At 41.4% G+C, this 17,489-nt stretch carries 16 protein-coding genes and 1 pseudogene; 9 read left to right on the forward strand and 8 right to left on the reverse strand.

Annotation, left to right across the window (positions count from 1 at the left end):
* Window positions 1-52: 52 nt before the first annotated feature.
* From ACFE90_RS24195 to ACFE90_RS24210, 4 genes and pseudogenes are all read left to right on the forward strand, one after another.
* A pseudogene (locus ACFE90_RS24195) lies at window positions 53-358 on the forward strand (tetratricopeptide repeat protein); the annotation flags it as partial.
* Window positions 359-409: 51 nt separating this feature from the next.
* Window positions 410-538 carry a hypothetical protein gene (locus tag ACFE90_RS24200; RefSeq protein ID WP_375505027.1) on the forward strand — a complete coding sequence of 43 codons (129 nt, stop codon included), beginning with the start codon at window positions 410-412 and terminating at the stop codon, window positions 536-538.
* Between the two features lies 1 nt (window position 539).
* Window positions 540-812 carry a hypothetical protein gene (locus tag ACFE90_RS24205; protein ID WP_375505013.1) on the forward strand — a complete coding sequence of 91 codons (273 nt, stop codon included), beginning with the start codon at window positions 540-542 and terminating at the stop codon, window positions 810-812.
* Entirely contained in the window at window positions 805-1,056 is a 252-nt protein-coding gene (locus tag ACFE90_RS24210; protein WP_375505014.1) for an after-VIT domain-containing protein, read from the forward strand. Before ACFE90_RS24205 ends, ACFE90_RS24210 begins: the two co-directional genes overlap by 8 nt.
* Window positions 1,057-1,099: 43 nt before the next feature.
* Here the strand turns inward: ACFE90_RS24210 and ACFE90_RS24215 are convergent, their stop codons facing one another.
* Window positions 1,100-1,657, reverse strand: a complete 558-nt coding sequence (locus tag ACFE90_RS24215) for a hypothetical protein (RefSeq protein WP_375505015.1) — start codon at window positions 1,655-1,657, stop codon at window positions 1,100-1,102.
* Between the two features lie 511 nt (window positions 1,658-2,168).
* Here ACFE90_RS24215 and ACFE90_RS24220 point away from each other — a divergent pair.
* The gene (locus ACFE90_RS24220) at window positions 2,169-2,804 is read left to right on the forward strand and encodes an esterase/lipase family protein (protein ID WP_375505016.1); all 636 of its coding nucleotides are present in this window, start codon (window positions 2,169-2,171) and stop codon (window positions 2,802-2,804) included.
* A gap of 120 nt (window positions 2,805-2,924) precedes the next feature.
* On the opposite strand, the gene ACFE90_RS24225 is transcribed toward ACFE90_RS24220, so the two are convergent.
* Entirely contained in the window at window positions 2,925-3,356 is a 432-nt protein-coding gene (locus ACFE90_RS24225; protein WP_375505017.1) for a VOC family protein, read from the reverse strand.
* Between the two features lie 433 nt (window positions 3,357-3,789).
* Here ACFE90_RS24225 and ACFE90_RS24230 point away from each other — a divergent pair, with 433 nt between their 5' ends.
* The 3 genes from ACFE90_RS24230 (at window position 3,790) to ACFE90_RS24240 (ending at window position 8,452) form a co-directional block, all read left to right on the forward strand.
* Window positions 3,790-4,587, forward strand: a complete 798-nt coding sequence (locus tag ACFE90_RS24230) for a TIGR00297 family protein (RefSeq protein ID WP_375505018.1) — start codon at window positions 3,790-3,792, stop codon at window positions 4,585-4,587.
* A gap of 431 nt (window positions 4,588-5,018) precedes the next feature.
* A complete protein-coding gene (locus ACFE90_RS24235) occupies window positions 5,019-5,801 on the forward strand; it encodes a peptidylprolyl isomerase (RefSeq protein ID WP_375505019.1) in 783 nt (260 codons plus the stop codon).
* Window positions 5,750-8,452 carry a type I secretion system permease/ATPase gene (locus ACFE90_RS24240; protein ID WP_375505020.1) on the forward strand — a complete coding sequence of 901 codons (2,703 nt, stop codon included), beginning with the start codon at window positions 5,750-5,752 and terminating at the stop codon, window positions 8,450-8,452. Before ACFE90_RS24235 ends, ACFE90_RS24240 begins: the two co-directional genes overlap by 52 nt.
* An 18-nt stretch (window positions 8,453-8,470) precedes the next feature.
* Here the strand turns inward: ACFE90_RS24240 and ACFE90_RS24245 are convergent, their stop codons facing one another.
* Window positions 8,471-8,647 (reverse strand): hypothetical protein, encoded by a 177-nt coding sequence (locus ACFE90_RS24245; protein ID WP_375505021.1) that lies wholly within the window; start codon window positions 8,645-8,647, stop codon window positions 8,471-8,473.
* Window positions 8,648-8,895: 248 nt separating this feature from the next.
* Here ACFE90_RS24245 and ACFE90_RS24250 point away from each other — a divergent pair, with 248 nt between their 5' ends.
* Entirely contained in the window at window positions 8,896-10,431 is a 1,536-nt protein-coding gene (locus ACFE90_RS24250; RefSeq protein ID WP_375505022.1) for a S8 family peptidase, read from the forward strand.
* Here the strand turns inward: ACFE90_RS24250 and ACFE90_RS24255 are convergent.
* The 5 genes from ACFE90_RS24255 to ACFE90_RS24275 form a co-directional block, all read right to left on the reverse strand.
* Window positions 10,416-12,095, reverse strand: coding sequence for a flavin monoamine oxidase family protein (locus ACFE90_RS24255; RefSeq protein WP_375505023.1), 1,680 nt, complete (start codon window positions 12,093-12,095; stop codon window positions 10,416-10,418). The genes ACFE90_RS24250 and ACFE90_RS24255 overlap by 16 nt on opposite strands.
* 540 nt (window positions 12,096-12,635) lie before the next feature.
* On the reverse strand, window positions 12,636-14,132 hold the full coding sequence (locus tag ACFE90_RS24260) for an HlyD family efflux transporter periplasmic adaptor subunit (RefSeq protein ID WP_375505028.1): 1,497 nt from the start codon (window positions 14,130-14,132) through the stop codon (window positions 12,636-12,638).
* Between the two features lie 94 nt (window positions 14,133-14,226).
* Window positions 14,227-15,102 carry an SDR family oxidoreductase gene (locus ACFE90_RS24265; protein ID WP_375505024.1) on the reverse strand — a complete coding sequence of 292 codons (876 nt, stop codon included), beginning with the start codon at window positions 15,100-15,102 and terminating at the stop codon, window positions 14,227-14,229.
* A gap of 347 nt (window positions 15,103-15,449) precedes the next feature.
* Window positions 15,450-16,352 (reverse strand): S1 RNA-binding domain-containing protein, encoded by a 903-nt coding sequence (locus ACFE90_RS24270; protein ID WP_375505025.1) that lies wholly within the window; start codon window positions 16,350-16,352, stop codon window positions 15,450-15,452.
* A gap of 142 nt (window positions 16,353-16,494) precedes the next feature.
* Window positions 16,495-17,235, reverse strand: a complete 741-nt coding sequence (locus tag ACFE90_RS24275; protein ID WP_375505026.1) for a dienelactone hydrolase family protein — start codon at window positions 17,233-17,235, stop codon at window positions 16,495-16,497.
* Between the last annotated feature and the right edge of the window lie 254 nt (window positions 17,236-17,489).

Genomic DNA, 17,489 nt, shown 5'->3' on the forward strand with positions numbered 1-17,489 from the left:
GTTGTTAGCGATCGCTGGTTTTTGATCCTACCTCACCAAATCGCGTTGCTCCCTACCTGGTAGACGTTGCATTCTTCGACTTTATGATAACGGCTATGAATTTCAACAAGGTTTAGAGATTATTCCTCAAGCTAGCCAAAATACAATCAGAATTAATTGGAATAGTTTATCAAGTTGGATCGACCAGCAACTACCTCAAGTCAAAATTTGGTTAGATTTCACATCCTTTGCAAATACAACATTAGATCAAACAGAAATGCTGGGTCATATTAAGTCTCACATTAATTTGTTGCGTAGGGAACAGACTAATTGGGACTCCGCTTTTCATTTATATAGTGGACTGGTGTTTGTTAAATAATTCTTAATTCGTAATTAAGTTACTTATTACCTACCTCGCAACATCGGTAATATTAAAAAACATGAAGAAGCTGTAGCCATCTACGAAAAGGCAAAACAAGAAGGACGCACTGCTGGACTTCTAGAACTTAACTTATCAACTGCTTTCTCAATACACTGCTTTTGTTGCTGTCAGCGATGACGTGCGAGTTGAACCAGGAAGCGAATATGTATCTATGCAAGTGCCAGTGAAAATGCCTGAAGGAGTTAGTTACGAAGGAGTATTTGGCAGCCCTCCAGATGGTGCTGTTCTAAAGCAAATAACATATCTAGTAGAACGAACTCCAGCAGAAGCTCCAGATTTTCTCCTGCAAAGGCGGCCGTCAAAGCAAAAAATAATCAACCCCGCGATCGCCAAAATTAGCAGCGCCCATCTCTCACCAGTTAGAAGTTATCAGCGCAACTGGCTTGGATGAAGCAGAAATTGCTGACTTAACCCAACACCTTCAACAATTAAACTTTCCTTCAGGCTTCAGTGGTGAAATCGTCTTTGAGTTCACTGTCAACAAAAGTCGGGTAGCAGGGGTAATGTTAGACGAGGAAGCCTCAACCCAAAAAGATGCAGTTGTAGTGGAGAAAATTAAGCGATCGCTCCTACTTTGGAGAGTTCCCCCATCTACAACTGGTAAACTTGTCTTAATATTGCGTATTCACACTTAACTCATCAGTAGTATAGAGACGCGAAATTTCGCGTCTCTGTGATTTAACCAGGGGTTTTAACCTGACGTGCCATGTCTAGGTAAGCGCTCATATTTGCCCCGGGACGCCGACGACCATTAGAACTAGTAGCCGAAGGAGCAAGATATTTAGGCGCAAAAGTAGTTTCTTTTGGCTCCTCTTTGAGGACTTTGGCTGCTGCGGCTTTTGCATTTTTGCCAGGTTCAACTTTAAGACCCTCAGCAGTCTGCACTAGCGTAACATCAGCTGGTTTGGGATTTTTAGCTGATTTTTCCTTACCTTTAGCTGCTGATTTTTCCTTACCCTTAGCTGCGGCAGTTTTTGTTCCGTTCAATGAAACTGGCTTGGATGCTTCTGGCGCTTCTGGTGCTTCTGGTGCTTCTGTTGCCGTTATTTTCTTAACATTCGATGCAACTGTCTCTGCTACTTTCTTTACGTTCGATGCTACTTCTTGAGCAGCATCTTTAGCAGCATCTTTGGCTTCGTCCAATTCCAAGAAGTAGCCATTGCTTTTCTTCTTTCCTCGTAACAGTCCGGTAACAAAATCCAAAATACCTGAAATTAACTTTTTGATAAAATCCATTACAATTACTCCTGCCTTTTACCTTTTATATTTGAAACTCGACCGTAATTGTTAAAAATTACGACAAAATGTTACATTTTTTACTTTGCGTCACCCCATTGTGGTGACAACCCTTATAGGTTTGTGTTTAATCAACATTGTAGTAAAACTATAGGGCAAATGTTCTTTTGCAAGCACTTGCGACCTGTATACACCAAGAACTAATTATTAAATTTTACTGTAACTAAGAGCAAGATTCTGAAAGCAGGCTTTACAAAAATTAACATTTATTTGTTTGAAATTACTGATTGGAGAAAAGCAAGCGGTTTACTTTCAACCAGTGGGGGCAGTGTCATAGCCTGTTGGCAAATGGCGCTGGCTATAAGTTAAATTTTATACGAACTCTTTTTGGGAGCATTTCAGTTTTGTAAAAATGTCTTTTAAAGACTCCGAAAAGCAACAACTTCAGTTTGTAGAGCAGTATGTACCTACAAAAGTGAAATATACCTGTTAATTCAGCCAGATTTTGTAAATGAACATTGAAAATCAACAACGCAATCCCGTTTTGTTAATACACGGAATTGACGACACAGAGGCAGTTTTCCATAAAATGGCGGCTCAGTTAAGACTACAGGGTTGGTCTGTATATTCTCTCGATCTCGTACCTAATAATGGTAATGTAGGTCTTGATAAGTTGGCAAAACAAGTAGCAGATTATGTTACAGCCACCTTTGCACCAGAACAATGTCTGGATTTAGTAGGCTTCAGCATGGGAGGAATTGTCAGCCGTTACTATGTCCAGCGATTGGGAGGAATTAACCGCGTGCAGAGGTTTATCACAATTTCTTCGCCCCATAATGGGACTGTGGTTGCTTATGGTTCCGGGCGTCCTGGTTGCGTGCAAATGCGCCCTGACAGCATTTTTCTTAAGGATTTAAATTCTGATGCTGAGATGTTAAAACAGTTAAACTTTACATCTATCTGGACACCTTATGATTTGATGATTGTCCCAGCGAATAGTTCACAAATGTCTGTAGGAAGCGAAGTCATAGTACCAGTTGCTCTACATCCTTGGATGTTGACAGACCCCAGGAGTTTAGCGGTAGTTAAAGCAGCTTTAGCAGAGGAGATTAAGCTGCCCTTACTTAAAAAAGCATCCAGTCAGTAGTTAGAATGCTTGCCACACTGGATTTATTCATCTTTAAATTACGTTAGCGATCGCACAGCGTTAGCCATAGCACAGCGTTAGCGAGGAACGAGCGTCGGAACGAGCGTCATTACGAATTTCTCAAGTCCTATCCCCAATTTGCGTATGTTCGTAACTCCCAAAAATCGCCTCTGGGTAACGATAATACTTGAACTCCATGAGGTTATAAAAAGGATCTTCTAAAAAGAAAGTGCGATGTTCAAGAGGAGAGCCAACAAAGCGGTTTTTGGTTTCCTCACGAAAAAGTAGCTGTTTTTGTTGTGCCTTTTTTAGTAAGTCTTGCCAGTCACGTTCTTGGGTAAAAATTAGCCCAAAGTGTCTAGGATATATAGTGTGTTGCGGTGTCAAGGGTTCTTTGGTGACGTGAGCCACTAATTGATGACCGTAGAGATTAAGAATCAGGGCATGATGGTTTTCACGACCAGGAATGCAGCCCAAGCCATCCACGTAATATGCTTTTGTTTGGCCAATGTCGGTTACAGGGAAAGCAAGATGGAATAAAGTTTGGCTCATACGTTGTGTGGAAAAGACTAGTAGTTGATGCTATTTATAATTTATGCTGTTAAATCTTGATTGTGGTCAACTTGAACACAGTTTTAATTGACATTAACTTATATCCTTTATCCTTATGAATAAGATTGGGGACTGAGTACCACTTCAGTCTAGAAATTGCTTTGAGTATGTTACGCACTCGAAGAGTCCACTCAACTAAACAGAAGTTTTGCATTTTGTTTAATCCACCTTCTTTAGTCAATATTGCAGTGTATATCCAGGACATTGTTTGTTTGTTGTTTTACACTCAGCTTTTAGGGTGATGTCTATGAAATTTAGTTGATAATACAAATATATTACTTTAGCTGGGGAGGTGTCATAAATTAAGCACTAGGGGTAACAAATTAGTTATTCTGTTGATATTCAGACAAAATTACTCATTGATTAATTGCTGATGTCATCCTTAATTGATTCTGTTAATCCCTGGTTGGTGGCGGTAGGATTAAACACAATTCTATTGGGTTTAGCTTGGATTGCTCCGAAAAAGCTGCTTACCCCTGCTGGATTATTCCACGCCTGGTTTTTGGCCATCCTAATTTGGGTAACTCTGGGCTGGCAAGGATATGCAGTAGTAATGTTCTATTTTCTCGTTGGTTCTGGGGTTACCCGCATCGGAATGGCGCAGAAGGAGGCTGAAGGAATTGCCGAAAAGCGTTCTGGGGCAAGAGGCCCAGAAAATGTTTGGGGTTCGGCTTTGACTGGGGCGCTGTGTGCTTTGGGAGTAGGGATAATAAATTCGGGATTTATTGTACCTAGTTCCCAATCTTTAGTCCCCAATCCCCAGTCTCTATTATTGTTAGCCTATGTAGCGAGTTTCAGTACCAAGCTGGCTGACACTACTGCTAGTGAAGTCGGTAAAGCCTATGGTAAAAGCACCTTTCTAATTACTACACTCCAACCAGTGCCTCGCGGTACAGAAGGAGCGGTAAGCTTGGAAGGGACTTTAGCTGGGATTGTGGCTTCTGTAGCGATCGCATTTGTTGGTTGGGGAGTTGGTTTAATTGATTTATTAGGAGTAGCTTGGTGTGTACTCGCAGCATTTATTGCCACTAACTTAGAAAGTCTGATTGGGGCAACATTGCAATCCAAGTATACTTGGCTGACTAATGAGGTCGTAAACATTGTTAATACATTAATCGGTGCGATCGCGGCTGTGCTACTTGCCTGGATATGGACAAGTATAATTAAGTAGACAGGTGAGAATAAAGGATTACTTGTTAAGATGCCGTATGGCAAGGGTTTCCCACCTCAGTTGCTATGAATCTGGTAACAAAAGCAACACGGTGGTTTGAATTTAACAAATGGCAAGAAACAATTCTTAATATGTTTTGCTTTATTTTCGCCTATTTACCTACCTTATTACTTCTCTGAATTTATAAAGACTTGGTTATACAACTGGTTTTGCTTTATAACTGATATTTTAAATCCTGTTCTTGTTCCCACTAGACCGTAAAAGTAATTATGGGAAATTATTTTATTTACTAGTTATATAATTTTTTGACCATTTAGATGTAATTAGTTCATAAAATCTTCATTATATTTAATCATCAATGACCAAATACTTTTTATATGATTTAATTTAAAAGTCTTATAAGTGCTTAACCATTTTTACATAGTTAATTCATGGAATCTTTATCATTTTTGACAATCAATGACAGAATAATTTCTATTGAGGAAGCAGTAAAGTACCTACAAGCCTCTGGAAAATTGGGACAGTTCATTGGGGATATTCTCCGTCAGTATGTAATTGAGGAAGAAATCCGAACACGAGACGATATTGAGATTGGTACAGCAATAACTGAACAGGCAATTATTGACTTTAGACTGAAAAACCAACTGATTGACCCCCAAAGTTTTCAAGAATGGTTAAAGACCAACAACACAGATTACGCTACCTTTCACACATCGGTGGCTTTTGGTTACAAGTTAGAAAAGCTAAAAACTGTAGTGACCCAAGCAAAAGTCCAAGAATATTTTATTGAACGCAAAATTTTTTTGGATAGGGTGGTACTTTCTCGCATCGTTGTTGATAATCGAGAATTAGCAGACGAACTACAAACCCAAATTGAAGAAGGAGGTAGTTTTGAGCAACTAGCTAAAGAGTATTCCCTTTCAGATGACCGAATTGTGAACGGCATGATGGGAATAGTCAGCCGAGGAAGTATGCCGGATATATTACGGGCAGCTATTGATGTGGCCAGTCCTGGACAATTGATCGGACCAATAGAAATCGTTGGCAAAGACTCTCCCCAAGGAGAAGGACCTTATGGTTTGTTTCGAGTAGAACAATTTCTGCCAGCGTCTTTAGAAGATACTCAACTAAAGCAAGCACTACAAAATGAGTTATTTGAGAAATGGCTAGCAGAGAAAATTCAAAAACTGACAGTCAAATTACAAGTGAGTTAAATATTCTGAATAATGAATCTTTACGATTAAAAGTGCTAGCTTCTTTGCCTTGGAATCAGCCACCGTTATGTTGGCTGACTCCCGAACAACAATCCCGATTGGAAAAGGAGTCCCAAACTCGTCAGTATCGTCTTGGAGAGAAAATCTGGTCAAACGATGTTGGCGGTTACCAATTCTTAATTGTGGCTGGAAAAGTCCGCTTACGAGAAGAGGGGGTTGGTAAACCAATAGCCGCCCTAGATGTGGGGGATTGGTTTGGTGACTTCCAAAAGCTATTTGGAAATTTTAAAGCTGTAGCTGCTAGTAAAGAAGTAGTAGTAGTGTGTTGGCATACAGCGTTATGGGCAGAATTTTCTAACCCACAAATTCAGGAATTCTGGCAAGTGTTACCAGTGGACATGAAGAGAGAGAGAGACACATTTTCCTTCTCTTCCACTCCTTCATTAGCGCCATCCTCAGAGGGAACTTCTAGCCCCCACAGCCTTCAACCCCAAAGAGGACTCCCAGCCGCCAATCAGATCATCTCAAATTATCCCTTTGTTGCAAGCTGGAACACTGCTGCTGCCTGTTTAACAATGGTGGCGCAACAGTTAGAAAATTCTGTGCAACTGGAATGGGTGCAGCGCCAACTCAGAGGACAACGCCCAAAACAGGTTGTGGAAGCAGGAGAAAAGTTAGGGTTAGTGTTGCGGCGGTTACAAGTGAGTTGGAGTGAGTTGCGACAGTTGTCATTTCCAGCTTTACTGCTGTGGAATTCTGATTCACCCCAGAGTCCATCCTGGGTGGTGGCTTATGGAGTTAAAGGCGATCGCCTGATTATCGCTAACCCTCTAAATCCCGATCGCATTTGTGAAAGCTTACCGCAGTCGATAGTTGAAGCATCTTGGGATGGGCGATTGTGGCAAGTAGAACTCATATCCCAGCAAGAAAAATTTAACCTCAGTTGGTTTACCCCAGCAGTTTGGAAGTATAAGGGATTGCTAACAGAAGTATTGTTAGCATCTTTTACCTTGCAGCTTTTGGGGTTAACAACACCACTAATTACGCAAGTCGTTATTGATAAAGTGATGGTGCAGGAGAGTTTGCCGACTCTCGATGTAATGGCGATCGCACTTTTGTTCGTAGCTATATTTGAGTCCATACTTGGCATTCTGCGCCTATTCATTTTTACCCATACAGCTCGTCGTCTGGATTTAAGTTTATCAGCACAGCTATTTCGCCATCTGATGCGTCTGCCATTAGCTTATTTTGAGTCGCGGCGCGTTGGAGACACAGTAGCACGAGTCCAGGAACTCGAACAAATACGTCAGTTTCTCACAGGTACAGCATTAACTGTGATTCTGGATAGCATCTTTGCTGTGGTGTACCTAGCATTGATGTTTTACTATAATATCCCACTCACCTTTGTAGCTTTAGCAGTACTGCCGCTATTTGCGACTTTAACGATAGTTGCAACACCAATTCTGCGTAACTGGCTCAACGAGACTTTTAACCGGAGTGCTGATAGTCAATCGTTTCTAGTAGAGACAATCACCGGAATTCACTCTGTTAAAGCCCATGCAGCAGAACCAGTAGCCCGCGATCGCTGGGAAGGCTTATTTGCTCGCTTCATTCGCACAGGTTTTAAAGCTTCTACTACCTCCAATATCAGCAGCAATATTGGTGACTTCCTCACCAATTTTTCCACGCTGCTGATTCTCTGGTTTGGCGCTAAGTTAGTCATCGAACAAAAACTCACAGTTGGACAGCTTGTTGCCTTTCAAATGCTTTCTGGCAGAGTCACAGGCCCACTTTTGCGCTTAGTACAGTTGTGGCAAACTCTCCAACAAGTGCTACTTTCTGTAGATCGCATTGGTGATATTCTCAACGTCTCCCCAGAAGCTGAACTGGGAACTGGTCTAGTTTTACCACCCCTGAAAGGACAAGTCACCTTCGAGCAAGTATTTTTCCGCTACCGGCCGAACTTTGAAGCAATTCTGCGGGGAATATCTTTCAATGCCGAACCAGGGCAATTTGTTGGCATTGTCGGACGTAGCGGTTCTGGTAAAAGTACTCTGTCTAAGCTATTGCAACGGCTCTATCAAATTGAATCAGGACGCATTCTTATTGATGGTTTTGATATAAAAAGTGCCGATTTAGCATCACTGCGGCAACAAGTTAGTGTAGTTCTCCAAGAAGACTTTTTATTCAACGGTTCCATTTTGGAAAATATCACTCTCGGTAGTCCTGATATTACCGCAGAGCAAGTAGTAGAGGCGGCAAGACTAGCAGTAGCCCACGATTTCATCAGTCAATTACCCTACGGTTACGAAACCAATGTTGGCGAACGCGGTACAGCTTTATCTGGCGGACAGAGGCAGCGTATTGCCCTTGCAAGGCTATTTCTTTCTCAAGCGCCGATTTTAGTTTTGGATGAAGCTACCAGTGCTTTGGATAGTGAAACTGAACAACAAGTACTGCAAAACCTGCAAAAAATTTCTGCTAATCGTACCGTGTTTTTAATTGCTCACCGCTTTGCCCCTCTCAAACGTGCTGATTTGATTTTGGTATTGGAGCAAGGCGTGATTGCCGAACGTGGTACTCACTCACAATTGTTGCAACAAAAGGGTTTGTATTGGTCACTATATCAACGGCAGCAAGCAAATATTTAACTAACTCAAAGCTTGTAGTTACATAAAAAATAAACGTCTGAAAAGCCGCTTAAGTATAGTTTTTGGCGAATGGAGCATAACTCCATTCGCAATTTTAATTTTGATGATTTTAATGATTACCCTCGCTCCAGTCTGAGTGGTGTAAATACTTTTATCGGCAGCGATCGCAGTAGTTTTAAGAGTAATAACAGCCATAACGTTTTCTTCTCATTGCGTTAGTCTCCATTAATACACTTCAAAGATTTAAGATTTACTTCAGCAATTTACTCTTAAGAAAGACCACACTTCCTAGAAGGTTTTTTGGTAATAAAATTAGCATTTTCTTATGAAATTTCATAGTAATTATTGACAATGAGGCTTATTCACATATTGAAATCTTGTTGTAAAGATTTTAAAGCTTCAAACTGTCAAAAAACAATTGCTATCTTTGAGAAAAAAAACTTATGCTCGTTGATGATGTTAATAACAATATGTTGTCAAATAAACAGCTAAATGTCACTTCAATCTCCTCATTAGATAGCTTTAATACGAAAGATGACTACAGCCTCAACTTCAGCAGAAGTAGTAGCTATAACTCAGGCGATGCTGATGTGCAGTTGCTAAATAATGATGACTCTAATGCTTTTAGCACTCAAAGTTATAACTCCACCAATGGCTATGGCTTGATTAATGGAGCAGCAGCAGTGGCTAGAGCTATTGGTCAGAATACCTTTGCTGATGTTCCTGATCTTGGTGGTAATAATTGGGGAGCAGACCTTGTGAAAGCACCGGAAGTCTGGGCACATGGATACACAGGTAAAGGCGTTGTTGTTGCTGTTGTAGATACTGGGGTTGACTATAACCATGAGGATTTAAAAAATAATATCTGGACAAATAGCAAGGAAATTGCAGGTAACGGTATAGATGATGACGGCAATGGCTATATTGATGATAATTACGGCTGGAATTTCTCTGATAAAAACAACAACACCCTAGATAACAACGGTCATGGCACTCATGTTTCTGGCACGATCGCAGGAGAAAATAATAACTACGGTGTCACTGGTATTGCTTATGATGCCAAAATTATGCCCGTCAAAGCTTTAAATGAATCTGGCTCTGGTTCTTATAATTCCATATCTAAAGGTATTCGCTACGCTGTGGATAATGGAGCTAATGTGATTAACCTTAGTTTAGGAGGCACATCTTCCAATCGTACTTTAGAGTCAGCCATTGACTACGCCAGCAGCAAAGGAGTGATTGTCGTCATGGCAGCAGGTAATAATGGTGATTCATCACCAGAGTATCCCGCCCGCTATGCATCCAAGTCGGGAATTGCGGTTGGGGCAGTGGATAAAAATAATAATCTGGCCGACTTCTCTAACCGCTCTGGAACGAATGAAATTGCTTACGTCACAGCCCCAGGAGTCAAAGTCTACTCCTCAGTTCCGAATAATCAATATGCCACTTATAGCGGCACTTCTATGGCTGCTCCCCACGTTGCTGGTATAGTTGCCCTGATGCTTAGTGCTAACCCCAACTTGTCTGATGCCCAAGTCCGTCAGATTGTTACAGAAACCGCAGAAAATAGTACACAAAATACAAATAGTTCAAATATTTCTAATGTCAGTTCTGTGGCGAGTCAGGCGATGTCTACGACGGCCTACGCCAAAGCAGATACAGCAGAAAATAGTTCACATACAATCTCTAGTTTCTCTAGTTTTAATATTTCCAATGTTAGTTCTCTGGCAAGGCAGGTGATTGCTAACAACTTGTTACCTATAAACGCACAAGCCGAAAATTATCTCACATCACAGACATTTTCTAGTTTTAATAGTTTCAATTTTGGTTCTCTAATCGGTCAGACGATTACAAAAACAGCACAATATCTAACACCAGACACTGTTTCTAGTTTTAATAGTTATGATGTCGGTTCTTTCATAGGTCAGGCGATGTCTAACGACAAGCTGCTAGGCAATTACCTTTACTCTTGGGTGTAGTCGTCAGAAAAACGTTCGTTCCTTGGAATCCTGAGATGATAGCGATTTAATCGATTGGTAGTAATTGGTTTTTTCTGTTCAGCAGGGATATTTCGCCAACCTAAATCTTTGAGGATTCTCTTAGCTGCAACTTCACCGGTTCTACAACCCCCTTCCATATATCCTTGGTAGGACAAAGAACAGTGTTCACCAGCAAAAAATAGATTACCTACACGTTCTTGTTCAGCTCCACTTATCCCTGTCCATTGTCCGACTAAATAGCAAGCATAGGAGGCTCTTGTGTACTGTTCTCCAGGCCAATAGGCGCGAATGGCTTGACCTTGACGTAAGTTTTTAATTCCGGGGAAAATTCGGTCTAATTGTGGTAATAGTATTTCGGCTTGAGATTCTGCTGAACCTTTGCCTAAAGATAAACCATGTTCACCACCAGTAAAATTAGTAATCAAACCTTTGGGGCCTTTTTGGTAGCGACTGGGTTCCCAGGTGTTTTGAAAGCCTGTATCAGTAAATGTTGCTGCTGTTGAGTTATATTCAGTACGCCACAATTTTTGTTGATAGGCTGTAATTAATTTGGCATTTGTACCATATCCTAATTCTGTGATCGCTTTCTGTTTGATTGCTGGTAAATTGACTTTCAACTTCACTAAACGCAAAGTGCTAAAGGGCAATGTCAACAAAATTCTTTCATAGGTACGATCAAAGGTTCTATACCCAGACCGTAAACTAACTCGATACCGGCCATCGGGACGGATACAAATAGCCTCTAATTCTGTTTCAGTTTGTATAGCATTTGCTAAGTAATCCGCTAGCAGACGGGGTACTTGGTCGTTACCACCACGAATGGTGTAACGTTCATCGCTTTCACCGTAGACTGAGAATGTATCAGTATTAGTACCAATCAAAAACAATAGATTCAAACACGATTGTTCTGCTGCTTCTCGTCCATATTCGGTAGTATAGGCAACATACAGCATTTCTTGCAGAATGGGATTAATTTTTGCTTGCTCTAAATACTCTGCAATAGAGGTATTATCTAAAACGAAAGTTGCCTGATTGTAAGAGCGATAAGTTACATCTCCATCCCCAATGACAACTAAATCATCGTCAATTTTCTGTGCTAAAGGAATGAAGTAATTGATAATTTCTAGTTCAGGAATTTTGCGTCCTTGAAAGTACCATGTTTCTGGCACTAATCCTTTATCAGTAGCGAGTAGATCGACTATCGTTAAACCAAGCTCAAGAGCTAGCGATCGCAATTTCGTATGATCTGTATCAATAAATTCTCCACCAAGTTCCACAGTCACGCCAGTACCTGCTGCGTTAGCTAAACTACGTATCCGACCACCAACGCGGCTCCTCGCCTCAATGATGTCTACAGGAACTCCAGCTTGACGTAAGCGGTAGGCAGCACTCAAGCCAGCAATTCCCGCACCCACTACCAGCACCTTGGGAATTGTGGCAAAAGCCGTAGAATCACGTCCATTATGCCAAGTAGCTGTAGCTAATGCGCTAGCTAATCCCAAACCACCATAAAGTAAGCGGCGACGAGTGGTTCTTTGTTTTAAAATATCAACTATCTCATCAGTGGAAATGCCAGTTTTGAGTGATGTCCTCGCAATTTTATAAGCGCGTTGCAAAGATACCATTAATGCTGATCTAGCCATTAAGCACACCTTTATTGCCGCTAATTATAGCGGTTCTCGTTTATGTGAGATATACCCGTAGGGGCACGGCAGTACCGTACCCCTACACCTCGTTATGTAATGTTGTACTCCATCTAAATGGGAACCGCCATATCAAATAAGATTAATAATTGCAGGTTGAAATGACTTTTTTGATGAAGTAATAAAATTAAATATGAAAAGTAATTGAAGAAGAATTCAGGAGTCAGAATTCAGGAGTCAGAATAAGAAAGTGGGGAATTTAGACCCGCCACTATGAAAGTTGACCACCAAATTTTCTTGTTTTGTGAGGATGCAAAAATGCCGATTATTCAGACGCTCTCCACGAGACGCTACGCGTAGCTTGCTTCTCTGTAACAGTACGCGGACTCGCTCTCAGCGTTCGCGAGTGCGTGTCGCAGACAAGCCTATCGTAGAGAAGGCTTTACGCTACGCTATCCGCAATTTCTGCTCAGTTTACCCAACTGAATCCTGACAACTGACTCCTGAATTCTGTTAGATAAAACAGCAGAGGCTACAAACCTACCTGACGGAAAATGCCTCATTGAACCGCCGCGTCACAGGTTCAGTGATGAATGTCAAAATTGACTTTTTACGAGTAACAATTTCACCTGAAGCAGACATACCTGGTGTAAATTCTACTTCTTGACCCCGCACGTTAACTGAGTGTTTACTTAACTTAATTCTGGTGGGAAAAACTAAGCCTAATTCTTTATCAACAATTGCATTCGGACTGACTTGCATAACTTCCCCATTCACAGTGCCAAATTCCTGGAAGGGGAAAGTCGCCATTTTCACTTTTGCCTTCATTCCTTGACGAATAAACCCAATATCGCGGTTGAGAACTTTCACCTCTAGGAGCATTTCTTCCCCTTCCGGCAAAATTGATAGCAATTCTTCACCTGATTGCACTGGCCCCTTGGTGGCTTTAACTCTGTAAATTGTACCGGCAACAGGAGCCTCAATCGTTTCTAAAGCTTGCTGCTTTCTCGCCTGTTCTAATTGACCTTGAACAGTTGTCAGTTCTTCTTTACGCTTGTTGAACTGGGTCAAAATTTCACTTTGGCGTTCTGATGCTACACGCTGGGCCTGGCTGCGTGCAGCATTGTAAGCTTGTTGTGCTTGGCGAATTTCTTGGACTTGGGCAGCAATATCTTTTTCTAATGATGTGACTTTATCTTGAGCCTCTGTAATTTTATTCTGGGCGTTAGTCACTTCATCTTGCGATCTAGTGATTTCTGTCTTTGCACGAGTTAATTTTTCTTGGGCATCCAAGTAATCGACACGAGGTACAGCACCAGGAGTCATTAAGCTGCGTAGGCTTTTTTCCCTTTCTTCGGCAAGTGCCAAATTACTTTCAATTTTAATTCGGATGCTATCTGCGTTGGCAAGGTTGGTTTTGGCATTAGCAACGCTGCTTTTAGCATTAACTAAGTTGTCTTGCAACCGAGTCAAACGGACTTTGGCTTGATCTATGAGTGCTAGTTGGCGATTTGCTTCTGCTTCCGCCCCTGCTTGCCGCGCTTGGAAGTCTTGCAGGCGAGAACTTAAAAGTTCATCTTGCACTTTCGTCCCAGTAGTTTTGCCTCCGGTGCGTTCTGCATCCAAACGTTGCAAATCGTCTTGAATTAATCTAGAAGATTTGGCTAGACGGGAAACATCGGTTATTTGCAAGTCTGGATCTTTTTGAATCAGAACTTGACCTTTAGCAACACGATCGCCTTCTCGCACTTTAACAGCAACGATTGACCCCCCACCCAAGGATGTCACCGGTCTTACCTGTGTGGAAGCAATTAATTCCCCTGGTGCTGTTGCTACTTCATCTATTTGCGAGAAGTATGCCCAGGCGATCGTTCCAAATACGATGACGCTCATCGTTCCCGCTAATAATCTCGTGTACAGGGGTGGCAATTCCTGTACCGCCTTGCCCAACTCATAAGTAAGTTGTTCCTCTGGTTGGGCGAATCGCTCTTTTGTCTGACGTGCTTGAGCAGCATTTACAGCTAAGGAAGATTTCATTTTTGTCTTTTGTCCTTTGTCCTTTGTCATTAGTCATTTGTCCTTTGTTATTCACTAATGACAAATGACTAATGACTAATGACTTTTATTTAATTTAAACTGCTAGATAACGCCGCAAAAAACTTTCTAATGTCTCCAACTGAAAGTTATAAATCGCCTCCAAATTGGCAATTTCATCTTTTGTACAGAAAAATTCATTTGCTAGCAATGTGCGATAAGTTCCCAAAGCTTTTTGGATTTGGGGATTAATTAAACCCAATGCACTCTGTAACCCATCAACGGCAAATAGTGGTGAGTTAATTATTACTGGCTGTTTGTTGAAAATCCGACCAAAAATCCGGGGAATATCTTCTCGTAATAAAATCTCCGGCCCTCCTAAAGGTAAAATCTGGTTGCGAGCGCCTTCAACTGTCACAGAATCCACCACTATCCTTGCCAAATCATCGGTACTGACAATAGAGGTACGGTTTTTGCGATCGCCAATTAGTAGATACAATCCCGTTTCCCGAAATTGTTCTACTAGTGGCAGCAAGTTAGATGCTAATCCAGATGGGCGTAAAATAGTGTAATTTAAGCCACTAGCTGACAAATATCGCTCTACTGCTCGTTTGGCTTTGAACACAGGAGCGTCTTCATATCCGCGATCGGCTCCCAATACGGAAATGAAGACAAAATGTTCTATATCATTAGCTTTCGCTTGGTCTATTAGTTCAATATTGGCACGGTAATCTAAAGATAGGGCATCACTATCAGAACCGTGGGCGCTGATAATATACTTGACACCCCGACTAGCTTTCTGGATATCTTTTTCTTCTAGCAAGTCACCGATAAAAATTTCTGCACCCCGGTGTTCTAACTCGCTGTAGCGCGAAGTCAGGCGGACAAATGCCCTTACAGACTGTTCTCGTTGGCGTAGGAGTCGCACAACTCTGCGACCAATTCCTCCCGTTGCTCCAGTTATTAGAAACATATAAATACCTAAATTGAATAGTTACAGGGCTTATATAGGGGTTCGCTCGTTTGTATGCAATACACTTTGATCTCACTTCCATTCCTCTCTTTTAAAAGGAGAGAGGCTTTAAATCTTACTCCCCAACGCTCGCAGGGAAGGGCTTGGGGGTTAGGTCTCTATTAGCCAATAGATCACACCTTATTCATTTTAATACTCAAAAAATTATCCCCCACATCTTTGTTGATGCAGGGGGAGTACTAACCCAATTTAGGAGTTATTAACTTTTGGGTGTTATTCACCCGTAAATTCATGAGATCGCCCCGTGGTAAATTACGATCTTTTTGTCTAAGCAGCTCATCTCAAAACTATTCAGATGCTTTGTTATTAGCTCTATTAGCACGCGCCTCAGCCGAAGCCATCACCTCATCCATATTCTCTAGCACTTCGCCAGGGAAGTTTTCCAAAACTCTGGTAGAAAGAGCAACCCGCCCTTTACCCTCATCCAAGTCAATAATTACAGCTTTAATTGACTGACCAACTTGAAATACCTTTTCTAATGAGTCGATGAATTTTTGGCTTACCTGCTTGATATGAAGCAAAGCCCCCATACCATTTAAATCGACAAACACACCAAAAGGTTTGATACCAGTAACTTTACCTTCCACCAGTTGACCTAGTTCTAATAAGCTGAAGTTGCTAGAACGAGTTGCTAAACGCTGTGAAAGGATGAGTTTATTGGTGTTTTTATTAATTTCCAAAAAGCCCACAGTCAGATTTTGACCTTTGAGTGCTTCTAAATTATCACGCTCTGCCAGGTGCGATCGCGGAATAAATCCCCGCAAAGAAAGAATATCGACGGTGACACCACCTTTATTGACACCCATAACTCGTACTTGCACAGTCTGAGCATTTTCCTGCATTTCGGCCAGTCGTTCCCAGATGTGCTGAATTTCCAACTGCTTTCGAGAAAGGGTGACTTGACCTTCTGCATCCTGATCTCGGATAATCAAAAACTGCATTTCTTCTTGCAATGGCAGCACTTCCGATAAATCGGTAACTGCTCTCAAAGAAGCCTCATCGCGCGGCAGAAAAGCTGACGACTTGCCACCAATATCGACATAAGCTCCATCATGGTCAAGTTGGAACACTTTGCCATGTACAACCTGTCCCTTTTGAAACTGGTAGTCGTGTTTTTCTAGTGCTTTGGCAAAATCGTCCATTGTAAACGGCGAATTGGCTGTTTGAGAAAGTTTCGATTCGGAATTCATGACTTTTGAAGATTAATTGTTATTTGATATGGTGCAACTGGAGTTTAGATTGTCATTTGTCACTTGTCATTTGTCATTCGTCAGTTGTCCTTTATTATTCACTAATGACTAATAACTAATGACAAACTTGATTGTGTATGCTTCAGTTCAGTTGACCAAAGAGTTGTTTTACCTGCTCCCAAGCATCAGCAGCAGCTTTAGGATTATAACTGCCACGAAGGTCACAGAAAAATCCGTGGTCAGCTCCATCGTAGCGAAACACACGATGAGAAATTTTATATTTTTCTAACTCTGCTTCAATTCCATTTACTTGTTCGGGTGGAATGCTAGCATCTTCTTTACCAAATAGGGCATAGAGAGTGCCTGGAATTTCTCTGGTGCGGGTAACAGTGGGAGCGCCACCTCCTGGTGTGCGAGTGGTAATTCCAGCACCGTAGAAGGAAGCCGTAGCTTTAATATCTGGTAAGGTAGCTGCAAGATATGCGACATGACCGCCAAAACAGAAACCAATACAGCCAAAGCTATCTTTTTTGACTTGGGGCAGATTTTTGAGGTAGTCAATTGCTAATTGAATATCGCTCAATAACTCTGAGGCTTGAGTTTGCATGGCATAGCCTCTGCCCGTTTCAATATCTTCGGGTGTGTATCCGGTTTCAAAACCAGGAGCAGTCCGTTGAAAAAGTGCAGGTGCAATCGCTACATATCCAAGTTTGGCAATCCGTTCTGTAACATCCCGAATGTGAACGTTAACACCAAAAATCTCTTGTAATACCACGACTCCTGGGTAAGAGCCAAAAGAATTTGGCTCTGCCAAATAAGCAGATACTTGAATATTACCTTGCAAAAGATTAACCGTTGTGGTAATTATTGCTTGCTCTGTCATAATAATTTTTACCAGTGCTGTATGATTAGCCGTGTGTTTATTTGATATAACTATGCCAGTATGCCCAGGTCATTTCCATTTAAATTATCAATTACCAATAAGAGCGCATTAAAAATTTGTACCAGAAAAACTTCATGTGTAAATAAAATATTTGACATGTAGCAAATGCAGCTGGTTAGTAAAAGAGTGTTGAGTTAAAAGTGCTGAGTAGGAAAGCAACACTTAAATACTCCCCACTCCCCACTCCCCACTCC

Source organism: uncultured Nostoc sp., from assembly GCF_964245445.1.
In the GTDB taxonomy this organism is placed as follows: Bacteria; Cyanobacteriota; Cyanobacteriia; order Cyanobacteriales; family Nostocaceae; genus Nostoc.

What these genes read in the sequence shown, in the direction of transcription:
- ACFE90_RS24260 (WP_375505028.1), bottom strand. Translation starts at nt 14,132, where the DNA reads ATGAAATCTTCCTTAGCTGTAAATGCTGCTCAAGCACGTCAGACAAAA.
- ACFE90_RS24235 (WP_375505019.1), top strand. Translation starts at nt 5,019, where the DNA reads ATGGAATCTTTATCATTTTTGACAATCAATGACAGAATAATTTCTATT.
- ACFE90_RS24255 (WP_375505023.1), bottom strand. Translation starts at nt 12,095, where the DNA reads ATGGCTAGATCAGCATTAATGGTATCTTTGCAACGCGCTTATAAAATT.
- ACFE90_RS24270 (WP_375505025.1), bottom strand. Translation starts at nt 16,352, where the DNA reads ATGAATTCCGAATCGAAACTTTCTCAAACAGCCAATTCGCCGTTTACA.
- ACFE90_RS24250 (WP_375505022.1), top strand. Translation starts at nt 8,896, where the DNA reads ATGCTCGTTGATGATGTTAATAACAATATGTTGTCAAATAAACAGCTA.
- ACFE90_RS24225 (WP_375505017.1), bottom strand. Translation starts at nt 3,356, where the DNA reads ATGAGCCAAACTTTATTCCATCTTGCTTTCCCTGTAACCGACATTGGC.
- ACFE90_RS24220 (WP_375505016.1), top strand. Translation starts at nt 2,169, where the DNA reads ATGAACATTGAAAATCAACAACGCAATCCCGTTTTGTTAATACACGGA.
- ACFE90_RS24215 (WP_375505015.1), bottom strand. Translation starts at nt 1,657, where the DNA reads ATGGATTTTATCAAAAAGTTAATTTCAGGTATTTTGGATTTTGTTACC.
- ACFE90_RS24245 (WP_375505021.1), bottom strand. Translation starts at nt 8,647, where the DNA reads ATGGCTGTTATTACTCTTAAAACTACTGCGATCGCTGCCGATAAAAGT.
- ACFE90_RS24275 (WP_375505026.1), bottom strand. Translation starts at nt 17,235, where the DNA reads ATGACAGAGCAAGCAATAATTACCACAACGGTTAATCTTTTGCAAGGT.
- ACFE90_RS24265 (WP_375505024.1), bottom strand. Translation starts at nt 15,102, where the DNA reads ATGTTTCTAATAACTGGAGCAACGGGAGGAATTGGTCGCAGAGTTGTG.
- ACFE90_RS24230 (WP_375505018.1), top strand. Translation starts at nt 3,790, where the DNA reads ATGTCATCCTTAATTGATTCTGTTAATCCCTGGTTGGTGGCGGTAGGA.
- ACFE90_RS24240 (WP_375505020.1), top strand. Translation starts at nt 5,750, where the DNA reads ATGGCTAGCAGAGAAAATTCAAAAACTGACAGTCAAATTACAAGTGAG.